Here is a 13,301-nt window from a genome sequence, read left to right as displayed (position 1 = left end):
CCGATCGTCACGACAAAATGCTCGAACTGGCCGAGCTGCTCGCAGACGTCCTGAAGAAAGCCGTGCCGTCGCTCGACGACAAGCAGGTCGAAGACGCCGGGATCTACATGGCGAAAAACCGCGACATCTTCGCCAAGGCGTTCAAGAGCCAGCCCGATGCATTGAACGAGCTGCTCACAGCCACGGCCGACAGCGCCGAGCAGGACTGATGGTCAGCTGCGCAGCGCTTCCACGAACTGCGCCAGCCAGGGTTCTGCATCGGTTTCCGGGTTGACGGTTTCGCTGGCGTCCAGGCGCAGCATGCCCTGCACTTCATGGATGCCCAGTTCGGCGAACAGCTCGCGCATCTGCTCGCCACCGCCGCAATAGAGGTCGTAGCTGGAGTCGCCCAGTGCAATGACGCCACCGGGCAATCCGCGCAATGCCGCCGGCAGCTCGTCGCGCAACTGAGCGTACAGCGGCATGATGTTGTCCGGCAGTTCCCCCATTCCAGTGGTCGACGTCACCGCCAGCAGCGCCTGGGGTGCGAACGTCAGAATCTCCTGCACAGTGGCTCTGGGGTTGTGCCAGGCCTGGATATCCTGTCGCTTGAGCAGCTGTTCGGCATGCCGAGCGACGTCCTCGGCCGCGCCATAGACCGAACCGCTGAGGATGGCAACTTTCATGATGACTGTCTCGAACCATTAAAAGGCATGATCTTAACAGCCCGTTCGCGCATTGAAAGGCAAGATCTGGCGCTCTGGTCCTCCTCCTGCGGCCCGTATGAATTAGACTAGGCTGTACGGTAGGGAACCTCTCACATGATCAATGCAAAGCTGCTGCAACGGGTGATCGATGCGTCGAACGACGGCATCGTCGTCGCCGAACAGGAAGGCGAGGACAATATCCTCATCTACGTCAATCCGGCCTTCGAACGCATGACCGGCTATAGCTCGCTGGAAATGCTCTACCAGGACTGCCGGTTGTTGCAGGGTGACGATCGTGACCAGCCGGCCCGTCGGCGCGTGCGCGAGGCGATCGATCAGGGCGTGGCGTGCCGCGAGGTGCTGCGCAACCATCGCAAGGACGGCAGCTGTTTCTGGAATGAGCTGTCGATCACGCCGGTCCATAACGAAAGTGACCAACTGATGTACTACATTGGGATCCAGAAGGATGTCAGCCGCGAGGTCGCGGCGCAGCAGCGTATCGTCGAACTGGAACAGCAGGTTGCAGCGCTGCAACGACGCGTCGCCGAACTCGAAACTTCTGCCCCTTCGAGTCCAGTGTGACGACGATGAACATTTTTCGAGGCCTCATCGAATTTTCATTCACCGCGAGCGTGCGCCATGCCGCCTGATGTATTGCTGACCCAGGACGAGCTGGATTTCCTGCGGGCCATGCAGGCCAATCCGCAGCTCAACGTGCGCGATACCCTTCTCAATGTTTCGGTGAAGGGTGGGCCGCAGGTGCGCGAGCTGCTGATGCGCCTGGCCTCCCATGAGCAGGTCACCATCGAGGCGCACCTGGAGAATCAGCAGATCAGTTTTCCGCTGCAGATCGTGGAGGACGATTTTCAGGCGGCCCATCTGGAACTGGGGGCGCCGAGTATCTATGAAGACGGGCCGATGCTGCGTCCATGGCGGTTGAGTCTGACCCAACCCATCGTGCTGCGCGATGGCGAAGGACGTGACAGCGACTTCTGGGTTCGCGACATTTCCTTCAAGGGCGCCCTGCTCGAGGCCCGCCATGGGGCCAAGGCGCCGGTCAGGTTCCAGCTGTGGTTCACGCCTGAAGGCTACGCGCCGATTCCGTTGCGCGGCTCGATGATTCGCGAAACCGAGCACGGCCTGTTCGCCTACCGCCTCAGCCAGAGCGACGCCCGGGCGATCGAATCGCTGCGTCAGTTCATCCTGCAGCAGCACCGTCTGGTGCATCCGCAACTTCATAGCTGACGCCGATCCAATCAGCTGTCCAGATGGCCCGCCAGGTACTGCTGCAGACGCCGCTGCATCAGGCGCCCATCGCTGCCCAGACACACGATTTCCGGAGACTGAAGGCTTTCCTGAACCGTCTCGGACAGCTCACCGGCCAATAGCAGCGGGCAACTCAAGGCGTTGTTCAATCGCTTCAACTGCCGGATCAGCGCCGGCGCCGGCGGGCGGTTGGAGAACAGCACGAGCGCCTGTGGGGCGAGTTTTTCGCAGACCAGGCTCAGCTCTTCGAGCGGCTGGCCCAAGCCCAGCAACTGCACGTCCACTTGCGGTCCGCTTAATAGCAGGCCGGTCACCTGAAGCTCGAGTTCGCGGCACTGATCGGGTATGGCCACCAGCACCACGCGGCTGTCCTGTCCTTGATCGGCAGTCAGGCGCAGGCGTTGCAGCGTGCGCGCACGCAGGAATGTATCGAGGAAGATCCATTCGCTGGCCTGGCCGAAGTGGCCCTGGTGCACGAGCAGTTCCTGCCATACCGGCATCAGCACCTGCTCGAAGGCCACGGCCAGCGGGTAACTGGAAAACACCTGACCATAGACCTGATCGAGCCTGGGTTCGGCGAATTCGCGCACGCATTGGCGGACCCGTTCCTGCCACTGCTGCCATTCACCCGGCTCGTCGCGGGCGCTGGGCGGTGGTGCTTCGGTCTGCTGGGTACGGGCGAGAATCTTGCCGACCTTGCTCACCGCCACCCCGCGCTCGATCCAGCCCAGGATGCTGCGCACCTCCTCGATATCGGCCAACGAGTACAAACGGTGCCCGCTTTCGGTGCGTGTTGGCTGCACCAAGCCATAGCGACGCTCCCAGGCACGCAACGTGACGGGATTGATTCCGGTCAGTCGCGCCACCTCGCGAATGGGGTACAGCTCGTCCAGCGCTGCATCTTGCACGCCAGGCAATCGGGTGCCGGATTCGCTCATTGCTAGTCAACCGCTGCCAGGAACATGAACCGACAGTGTAACCGCTGTGGGTACATAGAGGTTTGCGGATGAACCAACGGAAGGTAGATGTGCAACCGACCGTTTTCGGGAATAATACTTGCTTGATTCCAAATGCGGCCCACCACCCCGGCGCTGCATTCGATGGAGGCTCCTACCCGGAGCACCAGACTGTCTGGAGATACACAATGTCTACCTCCCCCGTTACCTTGATGGTCGCGCGCCGCGTGGCCGATGGCAAATATCAGGACCTGATCGCCTGGTTGCATGAAGGCGAACAGCTTGCCACCGACTTTCCGGGCTACCTGGGTTCTGGCGTTCTGGCCCCCGCGCCAGGCGACGACGAATTCCAGATCATCTTCCGCTTCGCCGATGAAACCACCTTGCATGCCTGGGAGCATTCGGCTTCCCGTCGTTCGTGGCTGGGCCGTGGCAGCGACCTGTTCGCCCAACCCCATGTGCACCGCGTCAGCGGCACCGAAGGCTGGTTCGGCGACAGCGGCCTGCAGCGTCCACCGCGCTGGAAACAGGCCGTGGCCATCTGGCTGGCGTTCTTTCCGGTGTCGCTGATCTTCAACTTCCTGTTCGGCCACGTGCTGAACGAGATCAGCCTGGTGCCCAGAATCATGCTCAGCACCCTGGCTCTGACCCCGATCATGGTGTTCTTCTTCATTCCCTTGTCCACGCGCCTGCTGCGCAACTGGTTGCACGCCACCCCGGCCCGCGCCCCGCTGCCCAAGGCCAAAGTGGCCTGATCGGCCGGCCCTGCTGCGCTTTGTGGTATAAATCAGCGCAGCAACCTGCCGACGAAGAGCCCGCCACATGCCCCACCCGATCCTCATCACCGGTGCGAGCCAGCGCATCGGCCTGCACTGCGCCGAACGCCTGTTGGGCGAAGGTCAGCCAGTCATCATCAGCTACCGTCAGGAGCGCGAAACCGTCGCTCATCTGCGCGAGATGGGGGCGGTCACCATCCATGCCGACTTCGGTAGCGAGGCTGGTATTCTAGCGTTCATCGATGCGCTCAAGGCGCAGACTTCGCAGCTGCGCGCCATCGTCCACAACGCGTCGGCCTGGATCGCGGACAGTGCGGGAGACGAGGCGGCTGCGTTCCAACAGATGGTCAACGTGCACATGCTGGCGCCCTACCTGATCAACCTGCACTGCGCCGACCTGCTGCGCGCCTCCAGCCCGGCCGACATCGTCCACATCAGCGACGACGTGACGCGCAAGGGCAGCGCCAAGCACATGGCCTATTGCGCCAGCAAGGCGGGCCTGGACAACCTGACCCTGTCGTTCGCCGCGCGCTTCGCCCCGGCGATCAAGGTCAATGGCATTGCCCCGGCGCTGATCCTGTTCAACCCGGACGACGACGCCGACTATCGCTACAAGTCGCTGGCCAAATCGGCGCTGGGCATCGAGCCCGGTGCCGAGGTCATCTACCAGAGCCTGCGCTACCTGCTGGAAAACCCCTACGTCACGGGCACCACCTTGACCGTCAACGGCGGCAGGCACGTAAAATAGCGCCTGCCTGCCAGCCCGGACACGGCGCTGACCCCGAACATTCTGCGGAGCACACAACGATGGCACCATTGCAGCCAGGAATGGCACGTATCCGGGTCAAGGACCTGCGCTTGCGCACCTTCATCGGTATCAACGAAGACGAAATCGTCAACAAACAGGACGTGCTGATCAACCTCACCGTCCTGTACCCGGCACTCGAAGCGGTGCGCGACAACGATATCGAGCACGCCCTGAACTACCGCACCATCACCAAGGCGGTGATTCAGCACGTGGAGGGCAATCGTTTCGCCCTGCTCGAACGCCTGACCCAGGAAATTCTCGACCTGGTCATGCAGAACACCGCCGTGCGCTACGCCGAAGTGGAAGTCGACAAGCCCCATGCGCTGCGCTTCGCCGAATCGGTTTCGATTACCCTCGCTGGCAGCCGTTGACCGGTTGCCGCCCAGCTGGAGAGCGACATGAACGAACAGCAACGTCTGGAACTGGAGGCCGCAGCCTTCCGCCGTCTGGTCAAGCACCTGGACGAGCGCAAGGATGTGCAGAACATCGACCTGATGAACCTGGCCGGGTTCTGCCGCAACTGTCTGTCCAAATGGTACAAGGCCGCAGCCGACGAGCAGCAGGTCGAGGTCAGCCTGGACGAGGCCCGCGAAGTGGTCTATGGCATGCCGTACGCGCAGTGGAAGGCTCAGTACCAGCAGGAAGCCAGCGCCGAACAGCAGGCGGCCTTCGCCAAGGGGACGCCCAATGCATGATGTGAAGGCGCTGCGCACCAGCCTGGCCAGCGGCGAACATCAGTTCGCAACGACACTGGCGTTCGTCGCCGAGCACTATGCCTATACACCGCAGGGCTTCCGCAACGGTGCTTTGGACAATGCGGCCGGCCAGAATGAAGGCTCGTGCAAGACGTTGGGCCTGGCCCTGCTGGAAGGGCTGAGCGATGAAGAGGCATTGCTGGCGTTCGGCGAACACTACCGCTCGGTGGTGGCGACGCCCGACGGGAGCGATCACGGCAATATCCGCAACCTGATCGAGCATGGCCTGGCAGGGGTGACGTTCTCCGAACTGCCGTTGGCCCGCCTGGGCTGATCGACGGGCATGAAAAAACCGACCCTGTGAGGTCGGTTTTTTTGTGTCTGGCTCAAGGGCCTCTTCGCGGGTAGAACCCGCTCCCACAGGGTTCGGTCCATCACCCTTTGTAGCTGGAAACAACTGCCAGAGGCGATGCGGTCCACTGTGGGAGCGGGTTCTACCCGCGAATGCCGCGCCGCGGTTTCAGCTTAGAACGAAGCGTTGGCCAGCCCATCCAGATAACGCTCCACATCCAGCGCCGCCATGCAGCCAGCACCGGCCGAAGTAATTGCCTGACGGTATACATGGTCGGCCACGTCACCGGCCGCGAATACACCCTCGACGCTGGTGGCAGTCGCGTTGCCTTCACGGCCACCCTGCACCACCATGTAGCCGTCCTTGAGGGCCAGCTGGCCTTCGAACAGCGAGGTGTTCGGCGTATGGCCGATGGCGATGAACACGCCATCGACTTTCAGCTCTTCGGCAATGCCGTCGTTGTTGCGCAGACGCGCACCGGTCACACCCATGTTGTCGCCCAGCACTTCTTCCAGCGTGGCGTTGAGCTTGAGCTCGATCTTGCCTTCCGCCACGCGGGCATGCAGCTTGTCGATCAGGATCTTCTCGGCGCGGAAGGTATCGCGACGGTGCACCAAGGTGACCTTGCTGGCAATGTTGGCCAGGTAGAGAGCTTCCTCGACTGCCGTATTGCCGCCACCCACCACCGCGACTTCACGGTTGCGGTAGAAGAAACCATCGCAGGTCGCGCAGGCCGAAACGCCCTTGCCCATGAACGCTTCTTCCGACGGCAGGCCCAGATAGCGTGCGCTGGCGCCAGTGGCGATGATCAGCGCATCGCAAGTGTAGGTCGCACTGTCGCCGGTCAGAGTGAACGGCTTGGCAGCGAAGTCCACAGCGTTGATGTGATCGAAGACAATCTCGGTTTCAAAACGCTCGGCATGCTCGCGCATGCGCTCCATCAGTGCTGGCCCGGTCAGACCATGGGGGTCGCCCGGCCAGTTGTCGACTTCAGTCGTGGTGGTCAGCTGGCCGCCTGCCTGCATGCCGGTGATCAGCAACGGCTTGAGGTTGGCGCGGGCAGCGTAGACGGCGGCGCTGTAACCGGCAGGGCCGGAGCCCAGGATGATCACGCGGGAATGACGAACTTGAGACATGACGAGCTCCTGACTGCCGGACGTTGACGCCGATCCGGTACGGCTGGAATAAAAAGGACTGGCAAGACACCTTGGGGAAGGTTCAATGCCGCCAGCCCGTAAACTTCAAAAGGAAGGGTTGAAAATCGAATGCGCCAAGCTTAACGACGTAAGCCCGATTAGGGAAATACCCTTTGGCAATCCGATCCATAGCCCTCTTCTATGCGGACATCTTCAACCGCTGAGGATCGCACCAGGTTGTTACCAGCCATTGCCGTGGTTCCCGCGCCCGTGCAAAGCCGGTACTGTCAGCACGTTTTCACTGTCTTGGAGTTGTCCATGCCTGTCCCTGCACTGTCCGGCCCGCAATACCTGCGCGAAGGCCTGAAAATGGTCTTGTCTCCCGGGCTGCGTTTGTTTGTGCTGCTGCCGTTGGGCATCAACCTGGTGTTGTTCGTGGGCCTGATCTACTTCGCTGGGCACCTGTTCAGCGGTTGGGTCGATCACTTGATCCAGAGCTTGCCGCACTGGCTCAGCTTTCTCAGCTTCATCCTCTGGCCGCTGTTCGCCGTACTGGTGGCGTTCATGGTGTTTTTCAGCTTCACCATGCTGGCCAATATCATCGCCGCCCCGTTCAATGGTTTCCTGTCGGAAAAGGTCGAGGTGGTGGCGCGAGGCAAGGACGAGTTTCCGCCCTTTCGCTGGGCCGAGCTGCTCGAAATGATTCCGCGCACTCTGGCTCGCGAAGCCCGCAAGCTGGGGTATTTCCTGCCCCGTGCGCTGGCGCTGTTCGTCCTGTCGTTCATCCCCATGCTGAACATCATCGCCGCTCCCCTGTGGCTACTGTTCGGTGTGTGGATGATGGCGATCCAATACATCGACTACCCCGCCGACAACCACAAGATGAGCTGGCAGGACATGCTCGCCTGGCTACGCCAAAAGCGCTGGCGCAGCCTGAGTTTCGGCGGCATCGTGTACCTGGCGCTGCTGATTCCGGGGGTCAACGTCCTGATGATGCCGGCCGCGGTGGCAGGGGCGACGTTGTTCTGGGTGCGTGAGCGGGGGTGAGTCATTGCGGTGCGACCGATCACGGCTCGCACCGCTGGTGATGGCGTCATGAATTCCTCACGAATGCGCCACACCAACGCAATACAAGTCCCCGAAACTGTCTGAATGACAGCGCTCCCACTCCATATCACCCTCGTCTCCGAAACCTTCACCCCCGAGATCAACGGGCTTGCCAGCACGCTCGACCATTTGTGCCAAGGATTGCGCGGCCGTGGACACCATGTGGATGTAGTGCGGCCCCGGCAAGTGCAGGACAGCGCGCCGAGCGATGATGTGATGCTGTGTCGCGGCTGGCCGATTCCTGGCTACCCTGGGCTGCAGTGGGGCGAGTCGTCCATGGGGCGGCTGGTGCGGCGCTGGCGGTCGAGGCGGCCCGATGTGGTGTATGTCGCAACGCCCGGCCCCTTGGGCTTGAGCGCGCTGCGTGCCGCCCGGCGCTTGGGTGTCCCGGTGGTCAGCGGCTTCCACACCAACTTTCAGCAATACGCCGCGCACTGCGGGCTGGGGCTGCTGGCACGTCTGGTGACCCATTATCTGCGCTGGTTTCACCGTCGCACCTGCATGACCCTGGTGCCCTGCATCAGCCAACGTCTGGAGTTGCAGCGGCGAGGCTTCGAGCGGTTGCATCTGCTGGCGCGCGGTGTCGACAGCCAGCTGTTTCATCCCCGGCGGCGCAGCACGGCCCTGCGCCATCGCTGGGGGCTGAGCGAGGGCGACCTTGCTGTGCTCTATGTCGGACGTCTTGCGCAGGAGAAGAACCTGGACCTGCTCGCGCGCACGTTTGCCCACCTGCAGGTGCAGCATCCGCAGCGATTGATCAGGTTGATCGTGATCGGCGATGGCAGTCGGCGCAGCGATCTGCAGCGGCAGGTGCCCGACGCGATTTTCTGTGGAGCGTTGCGTGGCGAAGCGCTGGCGGAGCATTACGCCAGTGGTGACATCTTCGTGTTTCCCAGCCTCACCGAGACTTTCGGCAATGTGGTGCTGGAAGCGCAGGCATCGGGGCTGGCCGTGGTGGCCTACGATGAAGCCGCGGCAGCGCAGCACATTCGCCACGGCCACAGTGGCGCGCTGGCCATGCCTGGTGACGAGGCGGCCTTTCTGGAAGCCGCTGGCTGGTTGCTGGAAGACGAAGAGAACCTGCGCAGGGTCCGCCTCAACGCGCGGCGACATGCCCGACTTCAGGGTTGGAGTGCGATCGTCGAGCAGTTCGAGCAGCAGCTGACGAACGCCTGCGCGCCGATACCTTCGGCAAGCTTTGCAAGGACTGCAACGAGTCCCCGGGGCTGAACCGTACGCTGCGTGTCAGCCAGACCGCGTTGACCCTTCGCGGCCGATGACCGCTCCTACAAGGGGCCAAAAAAAACAGGGGGCACGTCGCTGACGTGCCCACTGTTTGCATCTGCGCCTGATAGCTCCAAAGAGCACCGTGCTCAGATCAATGGTGGTGACCACCTTCGCCGTGCACGTGGCCGTGCGCGACTTCTTCCTGGCTGGCGTCGCGGATGTCGACGACCTTGACCTTGAAGTGCAGGCGCTGACCGGCCAGCGGGTGGTTGCCGTCGACGGTGACGTCGTCGCCGTCCAGGTCGCGAATGGTCACGATCTGCATCTGGCCATCGGGTGCGGAAGCGTGGAACTGCATGCCCACTTCCAGCTCGTCGACGCCTTCGAACATGCTGCGCGACAAGGTGCTGACCAGTTCGGCCGCGTACTCGCCGTAGGCATCTTCGGGCTCGATCGCCACGTCCAGGTCGTCGCCGACCTGCTTGCCTTCCAGAGCCTTTTCCAGGCCAGGAATGATATTGCCAGCGCCCTGCAGATAAACCAGCGGCGCGCCGCCGGCGGAGCTGTCGATAACCTCACCAGCGTCGTTGGTCAGGGTGTATTCGATGGAGACAGCCTTGTTGGCGGCGATCAGCATGAGGAAGACCTTTTGCATAAGAATGTAGAACGACCAAGTGTAACCAAGGGTTGGCTTGAAAGCGAACCCACTCGGCCGACGGATGACCCGAGGCGATGTGCCCAGCCCGTGAAGGCCTTGGCACCTGCCATGAAATTATGACTGTGCACGGCGCGATTCGTTTCTACTTGCGGGCCGTGGCGTGAAGCTTGTAGCGTGCAGCCCAAAGCTCACCCGAGAAGCTCGCATGCAAACTTTCTTCATCGCGCCGACTGACTTTGGCGTAGGCCTGACCTCCATCAGCCTGGGGCTGGTAAGGACCCTGGAACGCGCCGGCCTGAAGGTCGGTTTTCTCAAGCCCATCGCTCAGCCACACCCCGGCGACCTGGGCCCGGAACGCTCGACCGAGCTGGTTGCGCGCACCCATGGCCTGCAGCCGCCCAAGCCCTTGGGCCTGGCCCACGTCGAGCGCATGCTGGGCGATGGGCAGCTCGACGAGCTGCTCGAAGAGATCCTGACGCTTTATCAGCAAGCCTGCGCCGGCAACGACGTGGTCATCGTCGAAGGCATGGTGCCGACCCGCAACGCCAGTTATGCCGCCAGGGTCAACCAGCACCTGGCGAAAAGCCTGGATGCCGATGTGGTGCTGGTGTCGAGTGCCGAAAACGAGGTGCTTGCCGAGCTCTCCGGCCGGGTCGAGTTGCAGGCGCAGTTGTTCGGCGGCCCACGCGACCCGAAGGTTCTGGGCGTCATCCTCAACAAGGTGCGTACCGATGAAGGCATGGAGGTGTTCGCCGCGCGCCTCAAGGAGCACTCGCCCCTGCTGCGTAGCGGTGATTTTCGCCTGCTCGGCTGCATCCCCTACCAGGCCGACCTGAACGCGCCGCGCACCCGTGACGTGGCCGAACTGCTCGGCGCCCAGGTGATCAACGCCGGCGACTACGAGCAGCGGCGGATGAACAAGATCATCATCTGCGCCAGGACCGTGCTCAATACCGTGCAGTTGCTCAAGCCGGGCGTTCTCGTGGTGACCCCGGGCGATCGTGACGACATCATCCTGGCCGTGAGCCTGGCGGCCATGAACGGCATGCCTCTGGCCGGGCTGCTGCTGACCAGCGACACCCTGCCCGACCCACGCATCCTCGAACTGTGCCGGGGCGCCCTGCAGGCCGGTTTGCCGGTGCTGTCGGTGAGCACCGGCTCCTACGACACCGCCACACGCCTGAACCAACTGAACAAGGAAATCCCCATCGATGACCGCGAGCGTGCGGAGATCATCACCGATTTCGTCGCCGGCCACCTGGATGCCCAGTGGCTGCATCAGCGCTGCGGCACGCCACGGGAGCTGCGGCTGTCACCGGCCGTGTTCCGCTATCAGCTGATCCAGCGCGCGCAGCAGGCCGACAAGCGCATCGTCCTGCCCGAAGGCCACGATCCGTTGACCATTCAGGCAGCGGCCATCTGCCAGACCCGCGGCATTGCCCGCTGCGTGCTGCTGGCCAAGCCCGCCGACGTGCACGCGGTGGCCAGTGCCCAGGGCATCGAGCTGCCCGAAGGGCTGGAGATCCTCGACCCCGACCTGATTCGCGGTCGCTACGTGGAGCCGATGGTGGCGCTGCGCAAGAGCAAGAGCCTCAATGCGCCCATGGCCGAGCAGCAGCTGGAAGACAACGTGGTGATCGGCACCATGATGCTGGCTCTGGATGAAGTCGACGGTCTGGTCTCGGGCATTCTCCATTCCACCGCCAACACCATCCGCCCGGCCCTGCAGTTGATCAAGACGGCACCGGGCTGCAGCCTGGTGTCGTCGGTGTTCTTCATGCTGTTTCCCGATCAGGTGCTGGTGTATGGCGACTGTGTGATGAACCCCCACCCCAGCGCTGCCGAACTGGCGGAAATCGCCCTGCAGAGCGCCGACTCGGCCGAAGCGTTCGGGATCGCCGCGCGGGTAGCGATGATCAGTTATTCCAGCGGCAACTCGGCCAGCGGCGAAGAAGTGGAGAAAGTCCGCGAGGCGACCCAGCTGGCGCAGGAGGCCCAGCGTGATCTGTTGATCGACGGCCCGCTGCAATACGACGCCGCCGCCAACGAAAACGTCGCACGCCAGCTGGCTCCGGACAGCCAGGTCGCCGGTCGCGCGACGGTGTTCGTATTTCCCGACCTGAACACCGGCAACACCACCCACAAGGCGGTCCAGCGCAGTGCCGATTGCGTCAGCCTGGGGCCGATGCTGCAAGGGCTGCGCAAACCGGTCAACGACCTGCCGCGTGGCGCCCAGGTCGACGACATCGTCTACACCATTGCCCTGACCGCCATCCAGGCCAACCGCACCCTCGACCTCTAGGAACATCATCTTGCAGATTCTTACCGGGCTGTGCGCCGCCCTGCTGCTGGCCCTTAACACCATCGTTTGCTGCACGCCGCTGTTCATCGTCAGCCTGATCAAGCTGTGCCTGCCCTTCGCGGCGGCGCAGCGCCTGACCGATGAACTGATGCGCCACATCCACGAAGCCTGGATCAGCAACAACAAGGCCTGGATGAACCTGCTCGGCGGCATTGGCTGGAAGGTCGAGGGCTTGCAGGGGCTGGACTACCAGCATTCCTACCTGGTGACCAGCAACCACCAGAGCTGGGTGGATATCCTGGTCCTGCAATACGTGCTCAACCGACGCATCCGACCGCTGAAGTTCTTTCTCAAGCGCGAGCTGATCTGGGTACCTGTCATCGGCCTGGCCTGGTGGGCGCTCGGTTTCCCGTTCATGAAGCGCTATTCGAAGGCCTATCTGGCCAAGCATCCGGAGAAGAAAGGCGAAGACCTGCTCACCACCCGCCGCGCCTGCGCCCGCTTTCGCGGCAAGCCGACCGCCATCTTCAACTTCGCCGAAGGCACCCGCTTCACCCCGGCCAAACACGCCCAGCAAGCCTCACCGTTTCGCCACCTGCTCAAACCCAAGGCTGGAGGCATCGCCTTCGTGCTCGATGCCATGGGCGAGCAGTTGCAGTCGATGGTCAACGTGACGATCTACTACCCACAGGGCGCACCCGGATTCTGGGACCTGCTGTGCGGCCGAGTGGGTGAAATACACGTGCTGTTCGAGGAACTGCCGATCCCCGAGCAATTCATCGGCCACAGCTATGACCAGGACGAGACGTACCGAGCGCTGTTTCAGAGCTGGGTGAATACGCTGTGGACACAGAAGGACGCAACGCTGGAGCGACTCAAGCTGGAGCAGCCTGAGAAAGACTGATCGCCCATGAAAAATCCCGCTGCCAGAGCGGGATTTTTGCAAGCCTTGCAGTGATTACTGCTGCTGGGCCGGCTGCGAGTACTGCTGGCCGGGAATCGGCTTGAGGTTGACTTCGACACGGCGGTTCTGGGCACGGCCGTTGGCGTCGGCGTTACTGGCGATCGGCTGATCGGGACCTGCGCCGCGTACCGACAGGCGCGAGCCATCCACGCCCTGCGCAGTCAGATAGTTGCTGACCGCTTGGGCACGCTGCAGCGACAGGTCCATGTTGTGCTGACGGCTGCCGGTGCTGTCGGTGTAGCCGACGATCTCGATGTTGTTCTCGTTGAACTGCTTGAACGAATTGCCCAGGTTGTTCAGCGGCGTGTAAAAGCTGCTGGAGATGTTCGACGAGTCGGTGGCGAAGGTGATGTTGCCCGGCATGATCA

17 protein-coding genes are annotated in these 13,301 nt (G+C 62.5%); 12 read left to right on the top strand and 5 right to left on the bottom strand.

Going from position 1 to position 13,301, the window contains the following annotated elements:
- A partial coding sequence (locus tag B2V21_RS03710) for a YebG family protein (protein WP_286916061.1) occupies positions 1 to 209 on the top strand: 209 nt, incomplete at its 5' end.
- A gap of 3 nt (positions 210 to 212) precedes the next feature.
- On the opposite strand, the gene B2V21_RS03705 is transcribed toward B2V21_RS03710, so the two are convergent.
- Positions 213 to 665 carry a flavodoxin gene (locus B2V21_RS03705; RefSeq protein ID WP_286916060.1) on the bottom strand — a complete coding sequence of 151 codons (453 nt, stop codon included), beginning with the start codon at positions 663 to 665 and terminating at the stop codon, positions 213 to 215.
- A 135-nt stretch (positions 666 to 800) separates the two neighbouring features.
- Here B2V21_RS03705 and B2V21_RS03700 point away from each other — a divergent pair, with 135 nt between their 5' ends.
- Both B2V21_RS03700 and B2V21_RS03695 read left to right on the top strand, forming a co-directional pair.
- Positions 801 to 1,268: a PAS domain-containing protein gene (locus B2V21_RS03700; protein WP_049861232.1), complete on the top strand. Its 468-nt coding sequence runs from the start codon at positions 801 to 803 to the stop codon at positions 1,266 to 1,268.
- A gap of 57 nt (positions 1,269 to 1,325) precedes the next feature.
- Entirely contained in the window at positions 1,326 to 1,931 is a 606-nt protein-coding gene (locus B2V21_RS03695; RefSeq protein ID WP_286916059.1) for a hypothetical protein, read from the top strand.
- An 11-nt stretch (positions 1,932 to 1,942) separates the two neighbouring features.
- Here the strand turns inward: B2V21_RS03695 and B2V21_RS03690 are convergent, their stop codons facing one another.
- Positions 1,943 to 2,890: a MerR family transcriptional regulator gene (locus B2V21_RS03690; protein ID WP_286916058.1), complete on the bottom strand. Its 948-nt coding sequence runs from the start codon at positions 2,888 to 2,890 to the stop codon at positions 1,943 to 1,945.
- Between the two features lie 206 nt (positions 2,891 to 3,096).
- On the opposite strand from B2V21_RS03690, the gene B2V21_RS03685 reads away from it, so the two are divergent.
- The 5 genes from B2V21_RS03685 (at position 3,097) to B2V21_RS03665 (ending at position 5,521) form a co-directional block, all read left to right on the top strand.
- Entirely contained in the window at positions 3,097 to 3,663 is a 567-nt protein-coding gene (locus B2V21_RS03685) for an antibiotic biosynthesis monooxygenase (protein WP_049861229.1), read from the top strand.
- 67 nt (positions 3,664 to 3,730) lie between these two features.
- On the top strand, positions 3,731 to 4,432 hold the full coding sequence (gene folM, locus B2V21_RS03680; protein ID WP_049861228.1) for a dihydromonapterin reductase: 702 nt from the start codon (positions 3,731 to 3,733) through the stop codon (positions 4,430 to 4,432).
- Between the two features lie 59 nt (positions 4,433 to 4,491).
- Entirely contained in the window at positions 4,492 to 4,863 is a 372-nt protein-coding gene (gene folX / locus B2V21_RS03675; RefSeq protein ID WP_049861227.1) for a dihydroneopterin triphosphate 2'-epimerase, read from the top strand.
- Positions 4,864 to 4,890: 27 nt separating this feature from the next.
- Entirely contained in the window at positions 4,891 to 5,187 is a 297-nt protein-coding gene (locus B2V21_RS03670; protein ID WP_049861226.1) for a DUF1244 domain-containing protein, read from the top strand.
- On the top strand, positions 5,180 to 5,521 hold the full coding sequence (locus tag B2V21_RS03665) for a HopJ type III effector protein (RefSeq protein WP_049861225.1): 342 nt from the start codon (positions 5,180 to 5,182) through the stop codon (positions 5,519 to 5,521). The genes B2V21_RS03670 and B2V21_RS03665 overlap by 8 nt, the downstream gene beginning before the upstream one ends.
- Positions 5,522 to 5,712: 191 nt before the next feature.
- Here the strand turns inward: B2V21_RS03665 and trxB are convergent, their stop codons facing one another.
- On the bottom strand, positions 5,713 to 6,675 hold the full coding sequence (trxB, locus tag B2V21_RS03660) for a thioredoxin-disulfide reductase (RefSeq protein WP_056844155.1): 963 nt from the start codon (positions 6,673 to 6,675) through the stop codon (positions 5,713 to 5,715).
- 318 nt (positions 6,676 to 6,993) lie between these two features.
- On the opposite strand from trxB, the gene cysZ reads away from it, so the two are divergent.
- Together cysZ and B2V21_RS03650 are read left to right on the top strand one after the other, a co-directional pair.
- Positions 6,994 to 7,722, top strand: a complete 729-nt coding sequence (cysZ, locus tag B2V21_RS03655) for a sulfate transporter CysZ (RefSeq protein ID WP_056844154.1) — start codon at positions 6,994 to 6,996, stop codon at positions 7,720 to 7,722.
- 105 nt (positions 7,723 to 7,827) lie between these two features.
- Positions 7,828 to 9,012: a glycosyltransferase family 4 protein gene (locus B2V21_RS03650; protein WP_286916057.1), complete on the top strand. Its 1,185-nt coding sequence runs from the start codon at positions 7,828 to 7,830 to the stop codon at positions 9,010 to 9,012.
- Positions 9,013 to 9,160: 148 nt separating this feature from the next.
- Here the strand turns inward: B2V21_RS03650 and B2V21_RS03645 are convergent, their stop codons facing one another.
- Positions 9,161 to 9,646 (bottom strand): FKBP-type peptidyl-prolyl cis-trans isomerase, encoded by a 486-nt coding sequence (locus tag B2V21_RS03645; RefSeq protein ID WP_049861221.1) that lies wholly within the window; start codon positions 9,644 to 9,646, stop codon positions 9,161 to 9,163.
- A 226-nt stretch (positions 9,647 to 9,872) separates the two neighbouring features.
- Here B2V21_RS03645 and pta point away from each other — a divergent pair, with 226 nt between their 5' ends.
- Together pta and B2V21_RS03635 are read left to right on the top strand one after the other, a co-directional pair.
- The gene (gene pta / locus B2V21_RS03640; protein ID WP_192068784.1) at positions 9,873 to 11,969 is read left to right on the top strand and encodes a phosphate acetyltransferase; all 2,097 of its coding nucleotides are present in this window, start codon (positions 9,873 to 9,875) and stop codon (positions 11,967 to 11,969) included.
- A 10-nt stretch (positions 11,970 to 11,979) separates the two neighbouring features.
- On the top strand, positions 11,980 to 12,873 hold the full coding sequence (locus B2V21_RS03635; RefSeq protein WP_286916056.1) for an acyltransferase: 894 nt from the start codon (positions 11,980 to 11,982) through the stop codon (positions 12,871 to 12,873).
- Between the two features lie 54 nt (positions 12,874 to 12,927).
- Here B2V21_RS03635 and B2V21_RS03630 read toward each other — a convergent pair.
- Positions 12,928 to 13,301, bottom strand: a 374-nt coding sequence (locus tag B2V21_RS03630; protein WP_286916055.1) for an OmpA family protein, incomplete at its 5' end; no start/stop codon positions are given.

This window comes from Pseudomonas sp. UBA6276, assembly GCF_002438365.1.
Taxonomy (GTDB): Bacteria; Pseudomonadota; Gammaproteobacteria; order Pseudomonadales; family Pseudomonadaceae; genus Aquipseudomonas; species Aquipseudomonas coleopterorum.
The sequence above is the reverse complement of the archived record's forward strand: the minus strand, read 5'-3'. Positions and strand labels throughout refer to the sequence as shown.

What these genes read in the sequence shown, in the direction of transcription:
- B2V21_RS03705 (WP_286916060.1), bottom strand. Translation starts at nt 665, where the DNA reads ATGAAAGTTGCCATCCTCAGCGGTTCGGTCTATGGCGCGGCCGAGGAC.
- B2V21_RS03700 (WP_049861232.1), top strand. Translation starts at nt 801, where the DNA reads ATGATCAATGCAAAGCTGCTGCAACGGGTGATCGATGCGTCGAACGAC.
- B2V21_RS03695 (WP_286916059.1), top strand. Translation starts at nt 1,326, where the DNA reads ATGCCGCCTGATGTATTGCTGACCCAGGACGAGCTGGATTTCCTGCGG.
- B2V21_RS03690 (WP_286916058.1), bottom strand. Translation starts at nt 2,890, where the DNA reads ATGAGCGAATCCGGCACCCGATTGCCTGGCGTGCAAGATGCAGCGCTG.
- B2V21_RS03685 (WP_049861229.1), top strand. Translation starts at nt 3,097, where the DNA reads ATGTCTACCTCCCCCGTTACCTTGATGGTCGCGCGCCGCGTGGCCGAT.
- folM (WP_049861228.1), top strand. Translation starts at nt 3,731, where the DNA reads ATGCCCCACCCGATCCTCATCACCGGTGCGAGCCAGCGCATCGGCCTG.
- folX (WP_049861227.1), top strand. Translation starts at nt 4,492, where the DNA reads ATGGCACCATTGCAGCCAGGAATGGCACGTATCCGGGTCAAGGACCTG.
- B2V21_RS03670 (WP_049861226.1), top strand. Translation starts at nt 4,891, where the DNA reads ATGAACGAACAGCAACGTCTGGAACTGGAGGCCGCAGCCTTCCGCCGT.
- B2V21_RS03665 (WP_049861225.1), top strand. Translation starts at nt 5,180, where the DNA reads ATGCATGATGTGAAGGCGCTGCGCACCAGCCTGGCCAGCGGCGAACAT.
- trxB (WP_056844155.1), bottom strand. Translation starts at nt 6,675, where the DNA reads ATGTCTCAAGTTCGTCATTCCCGCGTGATCATCCTGGGCTCCGGCCCT.
- cysZ (WP_056844154.1), top strand. Translation starts at nt 6,994, where the DNA reads ATGCCTGTCCCTGCACTGTCCGGCCCGCAATACCTGCGCGAAGGCCTG.
- B2V21_RS03650 (WP_286916057.1), top strand. Translation starts at nt 7,828, where the DNA reads ATGACAGCGCTCCCACTCCATATCACCCTCGTCTCCGAAACCTTCACC.
- B2V21_RS03645 (WP_049861221.1), bottom strand. Translation starts at nt 9,646, where the DNA reads ATGCTGATCGCCGCCAACAAGGCTGTCTCCATCGAATACACCCTGACC.
- pta (WP_192068784.1), top strand. Translation starts at nt 9,873, where the DNA reads ATGCAAACTTTCTTCATCGCGCCGACTGACTTTGGCGTAGGCCTGACC.